Below are 1680 nucleotides of genomic sequence, written 5' to 3' on the forward strand. Positions count from 1 at the left end.
CGGCCAGCTCGCCGGCCCGCTGCCGGTGGGGCTCGAAGGCGGTCGGCTCGGCGAGCTGGCCGACGGCGCGGTCGGCGGCCTCGGCCAAGCCCTCGGCGAGGTGCGCGGCGAGCCCGTCGATCCGCTCCGGGGCGGCGCGCGGCAGGTCGCGCAGCGCCTCGACCCGGCCCTGGGCGCGGCGCAGTCCGGCCAGTCGGTCGACCCACTCGGCGGCGTCGGCCAGGGTCTCGCCGCGGGCGGTGCGCAGCAGGCCCTCGACGTGCTCGGCGGCCTCGTCGGTCTGCCGGGCGGCGTGCGCGGTGAGCTGGGCGACGGCCTCGTACTCGGCGACGACCTGCCGGGCGGTGTCGCGGATCTCGGCGAGCGGCGCGGCGAGGTCGCCGAGGCCGCCCTGGCCGAGCCAGTGGTGCCGGTCGGCGGTGCGGGTGCAGGCGGCGAGGACGGCCTGGTGGCCGGCCGGGGTGTCGGCGCCGGCCGCGGCCAGTCGGGCCAGGGCCAGGCAGTCGGCCAGGCCGCGGACCAGGTCGGCGTTGCCGATCCGGGCCAACGGACCGCTGCCGGGCGGCTGTTCGGCGGCGAAGCGCTCGCTGGTGAACGGGGTCTGCCAGAGCTGGACGGGGTGCAGCCGGGTCGGCCCGTCCTCGGCCGGGCGCAGCGCGATCAGGGTGCCGTCGGCGAGCAGCGCGTAGCCCTGGCAGGGCAGCGGGGCGGCGGCCTCCTGGCGGACGCTGTTGTACGGCTGGAGCAGGGCGCGGCCGTCGGCGGGGGAGCGGAACTCGTACAGCACGTCCTCGCCGTTGGGCGAGAGGAGGGTGCGCTCGTACCGCAGGCCGTCGACCGGCTGGTCGAAGGTGCGCACGGTGCCGTCCACCAGGTGGCAGCCGCCGGGGAAGGCCACGCCCTGGTCGGCGGGCAGCCGCAGGCAGGCCTGGCCGAGCGCGTCGATCCGGGTGACGGTGCCGGTGGGCAGGTGCACCACCAGGTGCCGCTCGGTCTCCTCCTGGTACGGGCGCACGCGCACCAGCAGCAGGGTGCCGAGCCGGGCGTGGGCGATCCGGGCGTCGGCGAGGGTTTGCAGGGCCTCGGCCAGCGGTTCGCGGTGCAGCTCCCGGCCGTCCGGGGCGGTGATGGTCAGCCGGCCGCCGTCGACGCCGACGAGCAGTTCGCCGGCCAGGTCGGCGCGGGGCGGGCGACCGGGGCCGGCGGGCAGCTGGTCGTCCCGGGTGAGGGCGGTCCAGGGCAGCTGCTGCCCGTCGGCCGGGGTGTGGTCGCGTTCGCCGCGCCCGTCCAGGTAGGACGGCTGGGCGTCGTCGGCGAGGCCGTCGTCCAGGCGCCAGCGCAGCACCCGGACGTCGGCGGCGGTCGGGCCGGTGCGGAAGACGGCGAGCAGCCGGCCGTCCACCGCGCGCAGCCGCTCCAGCCGGGCGTCGCGGAAGTAGCGCCGCAGGTCGGCGAGGTCCTGGCGCAGCCGCGGGTCGTCCAGCAGGGTGCCCTCGGCGGGCGCGGGGGAGAGGTCGGGGTGGTGCAGGCCGAGGACGTCGGTGAAGTCCCCGGCGCCGTCGGCGGATTCGGTCGGACGGGTGGCGAGCAGCAGCAGCCCGCCGGCGGCGGTGAGGTCCTGCGGCAGGCAGGCCCGGTCGGTGGTGAGCCGTCCGGTGCCGGCCAGCCGCAGCTCCCCGC

Annotated in this window: 1 protein-coding gene; it reads right to left on the bottom strand. The window is 78.7% G+C overall.

Translation table 11 applies throughout. The features are described 5' to 3' along the window. Nucleotides 1–1680 (bottom strand): DNA repair ATPase (locus ACFU6K_RS38475; RefSeq protein ID WP_380671240.1); only part of this gene is annotated, 1680 nt, incomplete at both ends.

Origin of the sequence: Kitasatospora sp. NPDC057512, assembly GCF_042802135.1 — a bacterium.
Lineage (GTDB): Bacteria > Actinomycetota > Actinomycetes > Streptomycetales > Streptomycetaceae > Kitasatospora.